The sequence below is a fragment of the Thermoflexus sp. genome, assembly GCF_034432235.1.
Classification (GTDB): Bacteria; Chloroflexota; Anaerolineae; order Thermoflexales; family Thermoflexaceae; genus Thermoflexus.
Genome location: NZ_DAOUCJ010000065.1, coordinates 86939 through 101372 on the forward strand (window position 1 = coordinate 86939; position 14434 = coordinate 101372).

Genomic DNA, 14434 nt, shown 5'->3' on the forward strand with positions numbered 1-14434 from the left:
CTGGCGCTTCGCCCGTGTAAATGATCAATGGGTGAGGATACAGGCCGCATCGATAGAATCCGCTTCAGCGGCGACTACAGGTTAGAGCGAAAGCTCCTCCTACCGGTCTCCAGAGGAGGGGGGTGAGGGCAGCAGGCGGCCCCCGGCAGATGACTCGAGTCGCCCCTCATGGGCCTTCGGCCGGGAGGCCCGCAGAGGCCGATCTCCCGAAAGAAGCCTCCACCTCCAGGGCACTGGAAGGGGTCCCGAGCGGCTTCCGATCCTTCGCATCATGGATCGAGGATGGAGGACGGGCGGCCAAGCCAGCCATGTCCCCTTCCCCTCTTCTTCCCCTTCCGCGTATCCACCTGGACGTGCGGATGGGCGGTGATGCCCGAACGCGTAATCGAAGGGAAGCGATCGGATGGGCCGCCCGGCCCATACATGGGCCTCCGCCCAGAGATATTTCAGCAGCAAGGGGAAGACGCCCTCCTCCTCCAGCCGCCGAGTGGATACCGGGATCCGAACCGTAGTGAGGACCCCGAACCGGCCGTAACGGGACGCCCGTCGCACGTAATCGTGGTCTTCCGCCAGGAGCAGCGTTTCATCGAACCCACCGATGGTCTCGTGCAGATCCCGGCGGACCAGAATGCAGAACCCGGGGGCGCGGGGGGAGATCCACTGCAACGCCAGGAGGTATCCGTTGGCCACTTCATGGAACACCCGATCCGTCGGTCGGGGGCTCAGGGGCTCCATCAGGCAGGTGGCGATGTCCAGACGCCGGGCCTCGATCTCCCGCATGGCCTTCTCCAGGAAATCCGGCCGGGGAACCACATCGGCATCCAGAAACACCAGCCATGTTCCCCGGGCGACGCGCGCCCCGGCGTTCCGACCGACGGCCGGCCGCCCCCCAGGGACCACCCGGGCGCCCCAGGCCCGGGCGATCTCCGGCGTCCCGTCCCTCGAGCCTGCGTCGGCCACGATCACCTCGTCCGGCTGTCGCGTCTGGCGCGCCAGCGCTTCCAGCAGATGCGGAAGATAGGCCGCCTCGTTCAGGGTCGGGATAATCACACTGATCATCATCCGCCACCTCCCGCAGGGATGCACGGCCGTGCGCCCCGACACTTCATCCGATTCCCCCTGTCTCTCGCAGGATCTGATGCGCGAACCGGGATAACCGACGTCGATCGAGGGGATCCAGGCGATCCCACTGTTCCTGGAACCATCGGACCCGCGCCATCAGCGCCTGGACCTGATGGGGCTCTGCGTGGCTCAGGGCGACCAGGGCGGCGCTGAGGCCGGCCAGAGCCCCCAGGTCCAGCGCCCGACCCCGAAGGAAAATCCGCCCCTCATTCCTTCCCTGCTGCAGCAGGCGGAAGACCAGCATCAACCCAGCGGCCATACGGGCCATCCCTTCAGATACCGGTCCCTCCATCGGAATGGAAAGCAACCACTGAAGCAGCGTGGCGGGATCCATCCGGGCCTGCAGCTCCCGCAGCTCACCCCACAACCGGGTCCGCGTATCCCGCCAGATCCGGGCCTCCCAGATGTCGCTCAGAACGCGGCGGGCTTGAACGGTCGGGCGGAACATCACCCGGGGCCGGCCCGGGCCGGTTGGGTGGGCATATTGCCGTTCCACCAGGCCGACGCGCTCGAACAGCGCCAGCATCTCATAGGCGGTGGCCTGTCCGATGCGCAACGCGCGAGCGACTGCCCCGTAATGAAGGGGCTTCCGCCACCGCCGATACAACCGGAGGAAGGCCGCCAGGAACTCCCGTTGACGTCGGGTCAGCGCGCGCATCGCCGCTGCCTATCCGGTGATGAAGGGATTTTCCGAAAATTCCAGAAAAATTTTACACGCGCGGAAGCGGGAGCGCCAGTGGCCGATGAGGCGGAACGACGGGGGCATCCCGTGGGGATCCGGTGAGGAACAGGGGCCCTGCCGGTCGAGCAGCGGACTCTGGAAGGGGAGCACTCTTCGGGGCTGGGCCGGCCCTCCCCAGCCATCAGGGGAGCGATGGTTCCAGATTTTGGATCCCAGGTGTTTCCTCCCCAGACACCGCGGGCAGCGTAAACACAAAGGCGGCTCCGCCCCCCGGGCGATCCTCTACCCAGATGCGGCCGCCATGGGCCTCCACCGCCAGTTTGCAGAACGCCAGCCCCAGGCCCACACCGCGCCCTTTCGTCATCCCGGTGACAAAGGGCTTGAAGATCGCCTCCCGCATCTCCGGAGGCACCCCTGGCCCGGAATCCGCCACCATCACTTTCACCCACGGCGTTCCATCTGTCCGCTCCAGAGCCGCCCGGATGTGGATCTCCCCTCCGGAGGGCGTGAACTTGATGGCGTTGTCCAGCAGGTTCTGGAAAACCCGCATGATGAACAGCTCATCACCCCATACCTTGGGCAACTCCCCTGCCCCCCCACTGGGCGATGAGAAGTCCACATGCACCTCCAGCGATTTTTCGCGAATTAATATGGAAAGCTCCCGGAGAATGCCGGCCACCAGCTCCGGGAGGGAGATCGCCCTCCGATGAAGAACCACCTCCCCGGATTGCAGGCGACGCAACTCCAGGATCGTGTTGACCATCCGCAGCATACGCCCCATGTTGTCCCGGGCGATGGTCAGCACCTCCCGCTGCTCCTGGGAAAGCGGGCCCAGGCCCTCGCTCAGCAAGAAGTTCAGCGCCGTCTGAACAGAAGCCGCCGGGTTGCGCAGATCGTGGACCACCATATGGAACAGCTCCTCCCGCAACCGTTCCAGGGTCCGGGCAGGAGTCATATCGTAGATCATCGCCAGCCAACCCATCGCCGCGCCCTCGCTCTGGATTCCAACGATCTGCATGCGCAGGCTCCGCGTCTCCGTGTCGAACTCCATTGTCCAGGCGCCCGAGGGATCCCGGCGCCACTTCCTGAGCTGGCGGATCAGCGCGCGGGCCAGCGCCGGCCGGACCTTCCGCAGATCGCGGATCCCATCGGCGACCGGCCGGCCGATCCACGCCCCGGGCTCCCATTTCAGATCGAGGAGGTTCACGGCGGCCGGATTGAGCTCCAGGATCCGACCGTCGGTGCCGATCAGGATGATGCCATCCACCGCGGCGTTGATCAACGTCCGCAGACGGCGACGCTCCTCCTCCAGGAGCTCCAGCAGCCGGACGTGCTCCAGCGCCACCGCCGCATGGTTGACGATGGCCTGGCTCAGGGCGATCTGATTCAACGAGAAGCCGTGATCGCCACGCGGATCCCACACTTCTGCCAGGCCCAGCACATGGCCCCCCATGGCCAGCGGCAGAATCATCAGACGCCGCACCCCCAGCCGCTCCAGCACCCGCCCATCTTCCTTCTGGATCCATGGCGGCAGAGGCGTTCCCTCGAAACGGCCTGGCTCGGGGAGCCACAGCGCATACGGCTTGCGCTCCCGGAGCGCCGCGTTCCGGATGGAGAGCGAAACATCGCGGACCTGCTCGAGCCAGGAGAGCCACTGCCCGGAAGCGGCGTCCGAGACGACATACTCGGAAAGCAGCTCCAGCGTATCCGCTTCCGATCGATACCGGTAAAAGCGCGCGTAGATGCCTCCCGTGATCTCCGAGAGGAATCGCCCCAGGAACTTGACCACGGATCCAACATCATGGGCGGCCAGCAAATTGGCGCTGGCTTCGTATAGAAGCGAGACCTCGCGGATCTGCTCGGCCATTCGCTCCACCAGCATCGCGCGCTCCACGGCCAGGGCGAGATGATCGGCCAGCGTCTGGACAAGGGTCAGCTCATCCTCTGCGAACAGATGGGGGGCCGGATCGTAAAGGCTGAGAACGCCCACCCGGCGGGAGCCCGCCCGGAGCGGGACGCTCACCCAGGCGCGTGCGGATAGAAAGGGGATCCGCCGATGGAGCTCCGGTGCCTCGCGGGGGAGATCGCTGTAAACAACCGGCTGCTCGATCAGCGGGCCGGCTGCTTCCTCTCCCGGGTGACACTCCTCCAGCAGCCCCCGCGCTTCCTCGGGGATCCCGATCGCCGCCCGAAGGCGCAGGCAGTTCTGACCCTCATCCCACAGGTGGACCATTCCCATCTGGAATCCCGTGATCGCCTGCGCCTGTTCCAGACCGATGCGCAAAACATCATCCAGATCCTCCGCCTGGAGGATCGCAGCCACCACCCGATTCAGGGCGGCCTCATGGCGGGCCCGCCGCCGGGTTTCCTCGAACAGATAGGCGTTCGCCAGCGCCTGGGCGGCTGCGTTGGCGAACGCCTGCCCGACCAGCAATTCCTCCGCTTCCAGCTTCCACACGGTATCCCAGTAGACGGTCAACACGCCCCGAAAGGGGAACTGGCCGGAGGTCATCACGGGTGCCCACAGAGGGAACACCACGTAGGCGCGGAATCCCTCCTGAACCAGCCGGTCCCGGACGCCCTCCGTGCGGGGATCGCGCTGGACGTCCGATATGTGGATCACCGTGGGGATCTCGATGGCACGGACCCCGGGAACCCGCTGGTAGCTTTCCAGGAGCCACCGGACGTAGGCCTCCGAGAGCCCTTCCACGCCGGCGCAGGCCACTTGCTCCCGGATCGGCTCATAAAACCACAGGCCCGCCCGATCGCCCCGCAGCAACCGCCGCGCCGCCCGCAGGATGGTTTGCACCCGGGCCTGGAACTCCGGCGGGCTGTCCAGGATCTCCTGCAACGCTCCGGCCATGGCCTCCCATATCCAGGCTTCCCGACGCCGCCGCAGCGCCGCCGCCACGACATCCGCCAGGGCCCGCGTTAGGCGCAACGTTTCCTCATCCGGATCCCGGGGCCGATCATAATACAGCATCAGCTTGCCCAGGGCCTGCCCCCCACTCTGGATGGGGACGAAGGCCAGGGCGCGGATCCCTTCTCGAAGCACCGCCTCGCGGACCTCTCCCAGTTCCGGGGCTTGCTCGACATTCGGGATCCACAGGATCTGCGGATCCGGATCCGAGGGATCCCAGGGCCAGTGTCCCTCCACGGCCTGACGGTATGATTCGGAGAGATTTCGCCATGCCTTGAACCGGACCACCCCATCCGGGTCCCGCAGCAGGATGGCCGCGCGATCCGCTCCCAGGATCTCCAAGATCCCCTGGAGAACCCGATCATAGAAGCGCTCCAGATCAACCGTCTGAAAGAGCTCCTGGGTGAGCTGCTGGAGCAGCTGGAGCTGCCCGGCATACCGCTGGGCCCGCGCCTCAGCCGCCCGACGCTCGGCGTTCGTCCAAACCAGGGCGATCAGGTCTGCCAGCTCAGCGGCAAAAGCGATCTCCTCAGGGGTCCAGCGACGGATCTCGCCCACCTGCTCATGGCAGATGACCCCCACAACCTGTCCTTCCCGGCGGATCGGCGCGTCCAGCATGGAGAAAATCCCCAGGGGTTCCAGATACGACTCCCGCAGCTCCCGGGTTCGGGGATCCTGACGCGCGTCCGTCGCATCCACAGCCCGGCCCTGCCGCAGCGCCTCGAAGTAAGCGGGATAATCCGCAGCCCGCAGGACCGCTCCCTTGTGGAAGGTGCCGGACGGCCATTCGACATGGACCAGGCATTCGAGCCATCCGCTCCGTTCATTCAGGCGCCAGATATTCACCCGGCTGACTTGAAGGGTTTCCGCCGCCACCCATGCGATCCGCGACAGCGCTTCCTCCAGATCCCCGGTCTGGACATGGGGGTCGGTCGCCAAGCGGATCAGGGCTTCCTGCTGTCGGGCGCGCTGGAGGGATTGCCGCTTGTATTCTGTGATATCGCTGGCCCGCACCAGCCATCCCGCTCGCTCCTGGAATTGCAGAATGGGCTGGAAGGAGATCAGAAACCAGCGATCCTCCTCCGGATGGCGGAATTCCCCGATCCCTCCTTGTCCCTCCCGCGACCACAGCCGCAGCGCCTCGCGGAGATCCGGCCACGCAGCCAGCGCCTCTTCCATCGATGCCCTGATCAGGGCAGCGGGAGCGCGGTGGAGCCAGCGTGCCATCGGGGGATTGACATCGACCACCCGCCCCTGCGGATCGAGAACCATCATGCCTTCCGACATGGTCTCCACGATCAGACTTCGGGCAATCGGGATCGGGTGGAAAGAGGGGAGGGTCTGGAATACCAAGCCCAGCAGCACCGCTGCCAGCCCCAGCATCACGGCGCTCGCCCCTCGCCATGGAGCGGATCGATACGCATAGGAGGGATCATAGAGGCTCAGGAGGAAGGCAGCGAAGATCAGGGCCGTGGCCAGGAACAATCCAGCGATCACCGGGAGCGATTCGCGGGAGACATGGATGAGAACAGGAAACATAAACGCCAGGGCGACCAGAAAGGCCATGATCGCGAACAGCGTATGGAGCCAGAACCACGGCCCGTAAGCGATCTGCAGCGCTCCATCGGGGCGCAACTCCAGCGTGGACCAGATCAGATGATGGCGATCGTTCGAGAAAGCGAGAAGGACGGTAAGGGCGGGGATCAGGAAGATCCCGATCCGATAGCGGAGACGGAGCCGCAGGACCGTGCCGGAATACTGAATAGCGCCCAGCAGGAGAAACGGGGCGATCCCAACAACCCCTATCACCTGAGCCCGGACCCCGAGGAGCCGGATCTTCGGATCCACCGGCGCGACGATGAGGCTCTCGCTGATCCCCCACCAGGCCAGCGCTGCCAGGGCCAGCGTCCACAGGTGAGCCTCCGGGGTTCGCGTTCGCCGCCCGCCCACATAGGCGAGGATCAGGCCTGCCAGTCCCAAAATCCCACCCAATAGGGCCATCCCATCGGATCCTTTCGTTTGGCCGGAGTTCCATAGCGGGTTCTTCAGTCTTTGATCCTTTCTGCCATAGATGCGTGAAGAAAGCCAAAAGAGGCGGTCCTGCCATCCGGAGTGCAAGCCTTCAGCGCAATGGGCGCGATGATATCACTGATGTTAGAATAATGCAACCCTCCGGAGCTGTCAATACTGACGATCGACAGGCGCGGTAGGGGCCGCTTCAGCAGCGACACCCCTGTAGATGGCTGGAACGAGAAGTAGAATATAGGGGCATCCATCATAACAGAACGGCGAGATCCGCGGGAGTCTTTCCTGATGCTGGCCCGTCTACAGGAGAGCTTGCAGACTGCAATCCAGAGCTTAATGGCCAACAAACTTCGCACGGCCCTCAGTCTCCTGGGGATCCTGATCGGGGTCGGCGCGGTGATCGCCCTGCTGGCGGCGGGCCAGGGGGTGCAGGATTACATCCAGCGCCAGGTCCAGGCGATTGGACCCAACGTCCTGTTCGTCTTCCCCGGGGGATTCTCTCAGAGCGGGTTCACACGGGCCGCCGCCCAGCAATCCGGTCTGATGCGTCCTATCCTGACGCTGGGCGATGCCCGGGCCCTGCAGGATCCGACCCGGGCGCCCGATATCCTCATGGTCGCCCCCGTGGTGGCCCAAACCTTTCCGGTCGCCTCAGAAAAAGAGCGCGCCATCGTGACGGTGCGCGGGGTGACCCCCGAGTATCGCATCGCCCGGAACTGGCAGGTGGATCGCGGGCGGTTCATCGAACCCGAAGACGAAGGAACCCGCGCCCGGGTCGCCCTGCTGGGCGCGGAGACCGCTCGGACCCTTTTCGGGGAAGGGGACCCGATCGGACAGCTGATTCGGATCCGGGATGTCCCCTTCCGGGTGATCGGCCTGTTGAGCCGGAAAGGTGGGACCTCCTTCGGGAACGATGACGAGGTGGTGCTGATCCCCCTCAGCACCATGCATCAGTATCTTTACAGCGTGCGGGGGCGTGGGGGGGAGCCAGGCCTCACCGCCATTGTGCTGGTTGCCCGCTCCCATGAGCGGATCCGGATAGCCCAAGAGCAGGCGATCACGATCCTGCGGGAACGCCATGGGGTCCGCTTTCGGGAAGATGAGGATTTCACCGTTGTCTCCCAGGAAGAGATCCTGAGCCTCTTCGGCAACCTCACCGCGATCCTCACTGCCTTTCTTTCCGCGATCGCCGGGATCTCTCTGCTGGTCGGAGGGATCGGGATCATGAACATCACCCTGGTCTCGGTGCGGGAGCGCACCCGGGAGATCGGCCTGCGCAAAGCGGTAGGGGCCCGGCGGCGGGATATCATGCTCCAGTTTCTGGTCGAGACGGTGCTGCTTTCGCTAACCGGGGGCGCGCTGGGGGTCCTGCTGGGGATCGGGGTGGCGCAGTTGATTTCCGCCCTGGCGGGAGGCGCGTTTCGGGCGATGGTGACCCCCGGGGCGGTGATGCTGGCGGTGGGCATCAGTTCAGCCGTCGGTCTCTTCTTCGGTCTCTACCCCGCCTGGAGGGCCGCCCGCCTGGACCCGATTATCGCGTTACGGTATGAATAGCGGGTTCTGCGCCGATTTCCAATTCAGCAAGGAGACCGAACATGCGAGCGGTGATCGAGGTGGAAGGGTTGCGGAAAGCCTACGGATCCTATGTCGAGGTCGGAAGATCCTCTCAGCATGGCTTCCCATCACCCACCTCGTCGTCCTAATGCGCGGATTGTGGGCCGGGGGGTCGCTGGGAAGCCACCTCGGGGACCTCGCCTTCCTGGCGGCGACGGGAGCGATCGGCGGGGTGCTCGCCGCGAGGTTCTTCCGATGGGAGTGAGCGTCCCCTGGGCCGGCCTGAAACCAAATGAGAGGAGGAGCCTATGAAGAAGTGGAAGATCGGTTTGATAGGGCTTAGTGCCGTGCTGACCGTGGCATGCCAGCGGCCCACCCCCACACCCACCCGAATCGAAGAGGAAGCGGGCCCGCGGGCACCGGCCCCGGCCACGCCGACGACGGTTCCGTCGCCCACCCCGCGCCTGACGCCGACGGTGCCTCCGTCGCCCACCCCGCGCCCGATCCCGACGGCCGCCCTTGGCCCTTCATGCGCGGCCCCTCCGATCCCGGGGCCCCAACCTCCTTTCACGACCCGGGCGGCCCAGCAGTGTCTCCATCTGCATCTAGAAGCGAACGAGGAATGGGCCCACGATGGATACGAGATCGCGGCGATGATCGGCTACCCGCAGCAGCCGCCGTGCGCCGCCTTCGGCCTCGCGATCTCCTGGCAAGTCACCGCGGGAAACGGCGAAGGGATCGTGTGGATCCTGAACACCCAAGGCGTCGAACGAATGTGGAAAGGACCGCAGGGAGCCGTGCTCGCCGGCTGCAGCCACATCACGCTCAGGAACACCGGGGCGGGCCCGGTGGATCTCGATGTGCGGGTGGTCGTCGACACCCCCTGACGACAGCCGCTGGATCTCGATCCGGGAGCTCCGGGCCTCTGCGATCCCCCCTGTAAAATAAAGGCCCGCGAGCATCCCGATCGATCAGATATGGAGAGCCGCCCCCAGGGCGGCATGGGCGGCCTCGGCCAGGACCTCGCTGAGGGTGGGGTGGGCATGGACCGCCCGCACGATCTCCTCCGGGGTGAGCTCGGCCGTCCGGGCCAGGACCATCTCGGGCAGCAGCTCGGTGACTTCAGGGCCGATGAGATGCACCCCCAGGATCTCCCCATATTTGGCGTCCACGACCAGTTTGATAAACCCCGCGTGCTCGCCGAAGGCCAGGGCCTTCCCGTTGGCCTGGAAGGGGAACTTCCCCACTTTCACGGTGTAGCCCTGCTCCTTCGCCTGCTTCTCGGTCAACCCCATGGAGGCGATCTGAGGGCGGCAGTAGGTGCAGCGCGGCATGGCCAGGTAGTCCAGGGCCGGGGGCATCGGGCCCTTCTCCTCGCGGGCGGCGATGTGTTCCACCGCCACGATCCCCTGGGCCGAGGCCACATGGGCCAGGGCCAGCTTCCCGGTGACATCGCCGATGGCATAAATGCTGGGCACCGAGGTCTGAAGGAATTCATTCACGACGATCGCCCCCCGCTCCGTCTGCACCCCCACAGCCTCCAGGCCCAGGTTCTCGATGTTGGGCTGGACGCCGATGGCCACCAGCACGGTCTCCGCCTGAAGGGTCTGCCCGCCGGCTTCCACGGCCACCCCATCGCCCGCCGCCCGCACCGCCTCCACCCGGGTGTTCGTCATGAAGCGGATCCCCAGGCGGGTGAACTGCTTCTCCAGCTCGACGCTGATCTCCTCATCCTCCAGCGGCGCCAGATGGGGAAGCATCTCGATCAGTGTCACCTCCGCGCCGTAAACCCGGAAGAGATAGGCGAACTCCAGCCCGATCGGGCCCGCGCCGATGATGACGATGGAACGGGGGACCTGTTTCAGCTCCAGGGCCTGGCGGTAAGTGATCACCCGGGGTGGATCCAGGGAGAGGCCCGGCAGCAGCCGCGGCCGGGCGCCGGTGGCCAGGATGATGTATTTCGCCTCCAGCACCCCCTCGAACTTCTGGCCGCCGACGGCTGCCCCCTGCGTCGGATGCACCTCGACCTCCCGGGCCGAGCGAAGGCGCCCCTCCCCCTCGTAGACGTCAATCCGGTTCTTGCGCATCAGGAACTGAACGCCCCGCACCAGCCGATCAGCCACCTGACGGCTGCGGCGGTAGGCCGCCTCGTAATCGACCTTCAGGTTCTCGAAGGAGAACCCGAACTCATCCCCCCGGCGCAGGAGCTCGATCACTTCGGCGTTGCGCAGCAACGCCTTGGTGGGGATGCAACCCCAGTTCAGACACACCCCGCCCAGATGCTCCCGCTCGACCAGGGCCGTCTTCAGGCCCAGCTGGGCCGCCCGGATGGCCGCCACATACCCGCCCGGCCCGCCTCCGATGATGACCACGTCATACTGCGGCATGGGATCCTCCCTATGTGGAACTCCTCCCGGCTTTCTGGATCCGGCGAGGGCAACGGATGGATCTGCCAGCAGAGCTCGCGCGATCCGGCCATGGATTCCCGCTCCATCGGCGGACAGCCCGCCTCACCCGCTCAGGCGGGCCTTCAGCTCCGCGATCACCCGAACCGGCGTGGGATCGATTTCATACGCCAGCGCCAGATACACGCTGATGAAATCGCCCAGGAAGATCAGGGAGAACGCCTGAGCGATCGGGCTCTCCCCACGCCCGATGAAGAGATCGGTGTTCACCCCCTGACGCATGAACAGCTCGCGGGTGATCCGCACCCGCAGGGCGTTGCGCGGATGATCCGAAGGGGCAGTCAGGAAAAGGGTTATCAGATGGGGCAACAGCTCAGGGGGAAACTCCGTGCCGACCACTGTGTTGTGATCGGCTTCCGGCAGGGCCTCGAAGACCGCCGCCGCCTTCGCGTTCTCATTGATCTGGGTCTTCCAGCGGCGGGCCACCTCGGCCAGGGGCCCTGCTCCGAAGATCACCGGAAGGCGCCCGATCAGCTGCCCGGCCATCCGCTTGGCCGGGTTCTGGACAGCCGGGACCTCCGGGGCCATGCGGGGGAGATCCTCCTGCATGATGGCGACCGCCTCATCGATAGCCGGCCGCTGATCCGGGATCAGCCCCAGCCGGTGGAGCAGGCCGAGGAGGATGGCGAAGGAATACCCCAGAGCGGCCCGGGGTTGCCCAACCGGCTCGAACAGGAACAGCGGGACCCCCCACGTCCGGGCCCATTCCGCCAGCCGGCCTCCCGTTGCCACCGCCGCCAGGGCGCATCCACGCTTCCGGGCGGTTTCGAAGACCTCCAGCGTCTCCTCGGTCTCCCCCGAATAACTGGAGGCGACCACCAGAACCCGTGGTCCCCGCGCGAAGGCCGGCAGGGTGTAATCCCGCACCACCACGAGCGGGATCGGGCATTCCCCCCCAGTCAGGGCAGCGACCAGAGAGGCCCCAATGGCCGACCCGCCCATCCCGGCGATCACAACAGCGTGGAAAGCCGAAGCATCCCATTCGCGGGGCAGCGGCGTGGCCATCGCCAGCTCCCAACCAGCCCGCAACTGCCGCGGAAGATCCGCCACCAGGTCCAGCATCCGGCCTGTGTCCAGCGCCCGAAGGCGCGCCACGTCGTCCAGATGAAGCATCGGGATCCCTCCTGCAGGGAACGAAATCGCCGGCCAGGACAAACCGGGCCATCTATCCTCGCATCCGGCTCAACCCGGAGGCACGGAGCGAAAGCAATCGCATTATAGCATGCTCAATGGGCAAGTTTTCGCAACCGGATCCTGGGTTTTCTTAAGAGATGGCCTCCGCGTTCGGATGGCTTCTCCGTTCAATCAGCAGTGGAGCTCTCCCGGCGGGGGAGTTTTGCACTCATACCCGTTACCGATAAAATGATAAAGCGCTTTACTCAAGGGGGCTGGAAATCCCTGCATGGGTGTCCTGGCGGATCCCGGAAGGGAACAGCCGTCTGGAGAAGCTCGATGGGGATCCCGGCGCCCTAACCTCCATTCTTCAAAGGAGGGATGGATGAGCGCTCTTCGGAACGAGGGGCTGATTCCCAAGCGCCTTGCCCGTCTGAGCGATCTGGCCAGCAATCTCTGGTGGACCTGGCAGCCGGACGCCCAGCGGTTGTTTCAACGCCTGGACCCGGTGCTCTGGGAGGAGGTGCGGCATAACCCGGTGGCCCTGCTCCGACGGATCGAGCGGATCCGCCTCAACGCGGCGGCCCAGAGCCCGGTTTACCTGGAGCTTTACGATCGGGTTCTGGCGGAGTTCGATCGGGCGGTCGCTGGGGAGACCTGGTTTGAACGGTCCTTCCCGGAGCACGCGGGGACTACCATTGCGTATTTCTCCACCGAGTTCGGCATCCACGAAGCGTTCCCGGCTTACGCGGGCGGCCTGGGAGTGCTGGCCGGAGATTCCCTGAAGGAAGCCAGCGATCTCGGGCTCCCCATGGTGGGGATCGGCTTGCTGTATCAGCACGGCTATTTCACCCAGCGCATCACCGAGGACGGCTGGCAGGAGGCGCTGTATGAAGATCTGGATCTCGAAAACCTCCCCCTCGCACGGGTGACCGGTCCCGATGGACAGCCCCTGCAGGTGGAAGTCTCCATCGCAGGCCGCCCGGTTCGGGCTCAGATCTGGCGCCTGCAGATCGGGCGGATCCCCCTTTATCTCCTGGATACGGCCCTTCCTGAGAACCTCCCTGCGGACCAGGAGCTTTCCGCCCGGCTCTACGATGGGGATCCCGAACGACGCATCGCCCAGGAGATGATCCTGGGGATCGGAGGGGTGCGGGCGCTGCGCGCCCTGGGGATACGCCCCGCCGTCTGGCATCTGAACGAAGGACATTCCGCGTTCTCCATCCTGGAACGGCTGCGGGAGTATATCGCCGAAGGGATCCCCTTTGAGGAAGCCGCCGCATGGGTCCGGGAGACCACGGTGTTCACCACCCACACCCCCGTCCCCGCGGGCCACGATCGATTCTCCCTGACGCTGATCGAGAAGGCGTTCGCCGGCTACTGGGAGCAGCTCAAGCTCTCCTTCGAGGAATTCTGCGAGCTGGCCCGCCAGGACGAACCATGGGGGCCGACGTTCAACATGACCGCCCTGGCCCTTCGCTTCTCGAACCACCGGAACGCGGTGAGCGAGCTACATGGCCGGGTGACCCGTCGGATGTGGGCGCACCTGTGGCCGGACCGCGCGGTGGAGGAGGTCCCCATCCGTCACATCACCAACGGTGTGCACATCGGAACCTGGCTGGCGCGCCGGATGCGAGCGCTGTATCAGCGCTACCTGGGGCCGGACTGGATGGAACGGGTGGACGATCCCGCCCTCTGGGAGCGGGTTCTGGAGATCCCGGACGAGGAACTGTGGACGGTCCGGCGCCATCTCAAGCGCAAGCTGGTCGCCTTCATGCGCGAGCGGGCGCGGCGGCGCTGGCAACGCAACCATGTTTCTCCCATCCAGATTGTGGCCTCGGGGGTGCTCCTGGATCCCTACGCTCTCACCATTGGTTTCGCCCGACGGTTCGCCCTCTATAAGCGGGCTTACCTGCTGTTTCGAGATCCCGACCGCCTACGGCGGCTGGTGAACGATCCGCACCGCCCTGTCCAGATCATCCTGGCCGGGAAAGCGCATCCGGCCGACGAGCCGGCCAAGCGGATGATCCAGGAGATCTACCGCATGATCAAAGACCCTTCCTTCGGCGGGCGGATCGTTTTCATTGAGGACTACGATATGGAAGTGGCTCGCTATCTGGTGCAGGGGGTGGATGTCTGGCTGAACACCCCGCGGCGGCCGCTGGAGGCCAGCGGCACCAGCGGCCAGAAGGCCGCCCTCAACGGCGTGTTGAACCTGAGCGTCCTCGACGGCTGGTGGCGGGAAGGATACAACGGAGCCAACGGCTGGGCCATCGGGGAAGATCGGGATTATGAGGATCCGGAGGCCCAGGATATCGCCGACGCCGCCTCGCTCTACGAGCTGCTGGAGAACGCCGTGGTGCCCCTTTATTACGATGTGGAAGCCGATGGCATTCCCCATCGCTGGCTGCGCATGGTGAAGGAATCCATCCGCTCCCTGGCCCCCTTTTTTAACACGCGTCGGATGATGAAGGAATATCTCCACGAGATGTATCTTCCCGCCATGGAAGCGGCCCGCCGCCGGACGGCCATCCCCCGGGAGCCGGTTCTTTA

Annotated in this window: 8 protein-coding genes; 3 read left to right on the forward strand and 5 right to left on the reverse strand. The window is 65.4% G+C overall.

Features of this window, described 5'->3' with window-relative positions:
• Positions 1-99: 99 nt before the first annotated feature.
• The 3 genes from VAE54_RS08130 to VAE54_RS08140 form a co-directional block, all read right to left on the reverse strand.
• The gene (locus VAE54_RS08130; protein WP_322801453.1) at positions 100-1059 is read right to left on the reverse strand and encodes a glycosyltransferase; all 960 of its coding nucleotides are present in this window, start codon (positions 1057-1059) and stop codon (positions 100-102) included.
• Positions 1060-1105: 46 nt separating this feature from the next.
• Positions 1106-1780 carry a hypothetical protein gene (locus VAE54_RS08135; protein WP_322801454.1) on the reverse strand — a complete coding sequence of 225 codons (675 nt, stop codon included), beginning with the start codon at positions 1778-1780 and terminating at the stop codon, positions 1106-1108.
• Between the two features lie 205 nt (positions 1781-1985).
• Entirely contained in the window at positions 1986-6725 is a 4740-nt protein-coding gene (locus tag VAE54_RS08140) for a GAF domain-containing protein (RefSeq protein WP_322801455.1), read from the reverse strand.
• A gap of 312 nt (positions 6726-7037) precedes the next feature.
• On the opposite strand from VAE54_RS08140, the gene VAE54_RS08145 reads away from it, so the two are divergent.
• Positions 7038-8303 (forward strand): ABC transporter permease, encoded by a 1266-nt coding sequence (locus VAE54_RS08145; protein ID WP_322801456.1) that lies wholly within the window; start codon positions 7038-7040, stop codon positions 8301-8303.
• Positions 8304-8611: 308 nt separating this feature from the next.
• The gene (locus tag VAE54_RS08150) at positions 8612-9190 is read left to right on the forward strand and encodes a hypothetical protein (RefSeq protein ID WP_322801457.1); all 579 of its coding nucleotides are present in this window, start codon (positions 8612-8614) and stop codon (positions 9188-9190) included.
• Positions 9191-9274: 84 nt separating this feature from the next.
• On the opposite strand, the gene lpdA is transcribed toward VAE54_RS08150, so the two are convergent.
• Together lpdA and VAE54_RS08160 are read right to left on the reverse strand one after the other, a co-directional pair.
• Positions 9275-10690, reverse strand: a complete 1416-nt coding sequence (lpdA, locus tag VAE54_RS08155) for a dihydrolipoyl dehydrogenase (RefSeq protein WP_322801458.1) — start codon at positions 10688-10690, stop codon at positions 9275-9277.
• 123 nt (positions 10691-10813) lie between these two features.
• Positions 10814-11881 (reverse strand): bifunctional phosphoglucose/phosphomannose isomerase, encoded by a 1068-nt coding sequence (locus VAE54_RS08160; protein ID WP_322801459.1) that lies wholly within the window; start codon positions 11879-11881, stop codon positions 10814-10816.
• A 385-nt stretch (positions 11882-12266) separates the two neighbouring features.
• Between VAE54_RS08160 and glgP the strand changes: the two genes are divergently transcribed.
• A partial coding sequence (gene glgP, locus VAE54_RS08165; RefSeq protein WP_322801460.1) for an alpha-glucan family phosphorylase occupies positions 12267-14434 on the forward strand: 2168 nt, incomplete at its 3' end.

Coding starts and splice junctions, on each gene's coding strand:
- VAE54_RS08130 (WP_322801453.1), bottom strand. CDS start 1,059: ATGATCAGTGTGATTATCCCGACCCTGAACGAGGCGGCCTATCTTCCG.
- VAE54_RS08145 (WP_322801456.1), top strand. CDS start 7,038: ATGCTGGCCCGTCTACAGGAGAGCTTGCAGACTGCAATCCAGAGCTTA.
- lpdA (WP_322801458.1), bottom strand. CDS start 10,690: ATGCCGCAGTATGACGTGGTCATCATCGGAGGCGGGCCGGGCGGGTAT.
- VAE54_RS08150 (WP_322801457.1), top strand. CDS start 8,612: ATGAAGAAGTGGAAGATCGGTTTGATAGGGCTTAGTGCCGTGCTGACC.
- VAE54_RS08160 (WP_322801459.1), bottom strand. CDS start 11,881: ATGCTTCATCTGGACGACGTGGCGCGCCTTCGGGCGCTGGACACAGGC.
- VAE54_RS08140 (WP_322801455.1), bottom strand. CDS start 6,725: ATGGCCCTATTGGGTGGGATTTTGGGACTGGCAGGCCTGATCCTCGCC.
- VAE54_RS08135 (WP_322801454.1), bottom strand. CDS start 1,780: ATGCGCGCGCTGACCCGACGTCAACGGGAGTTCCTGGCGGCCTTCCTC.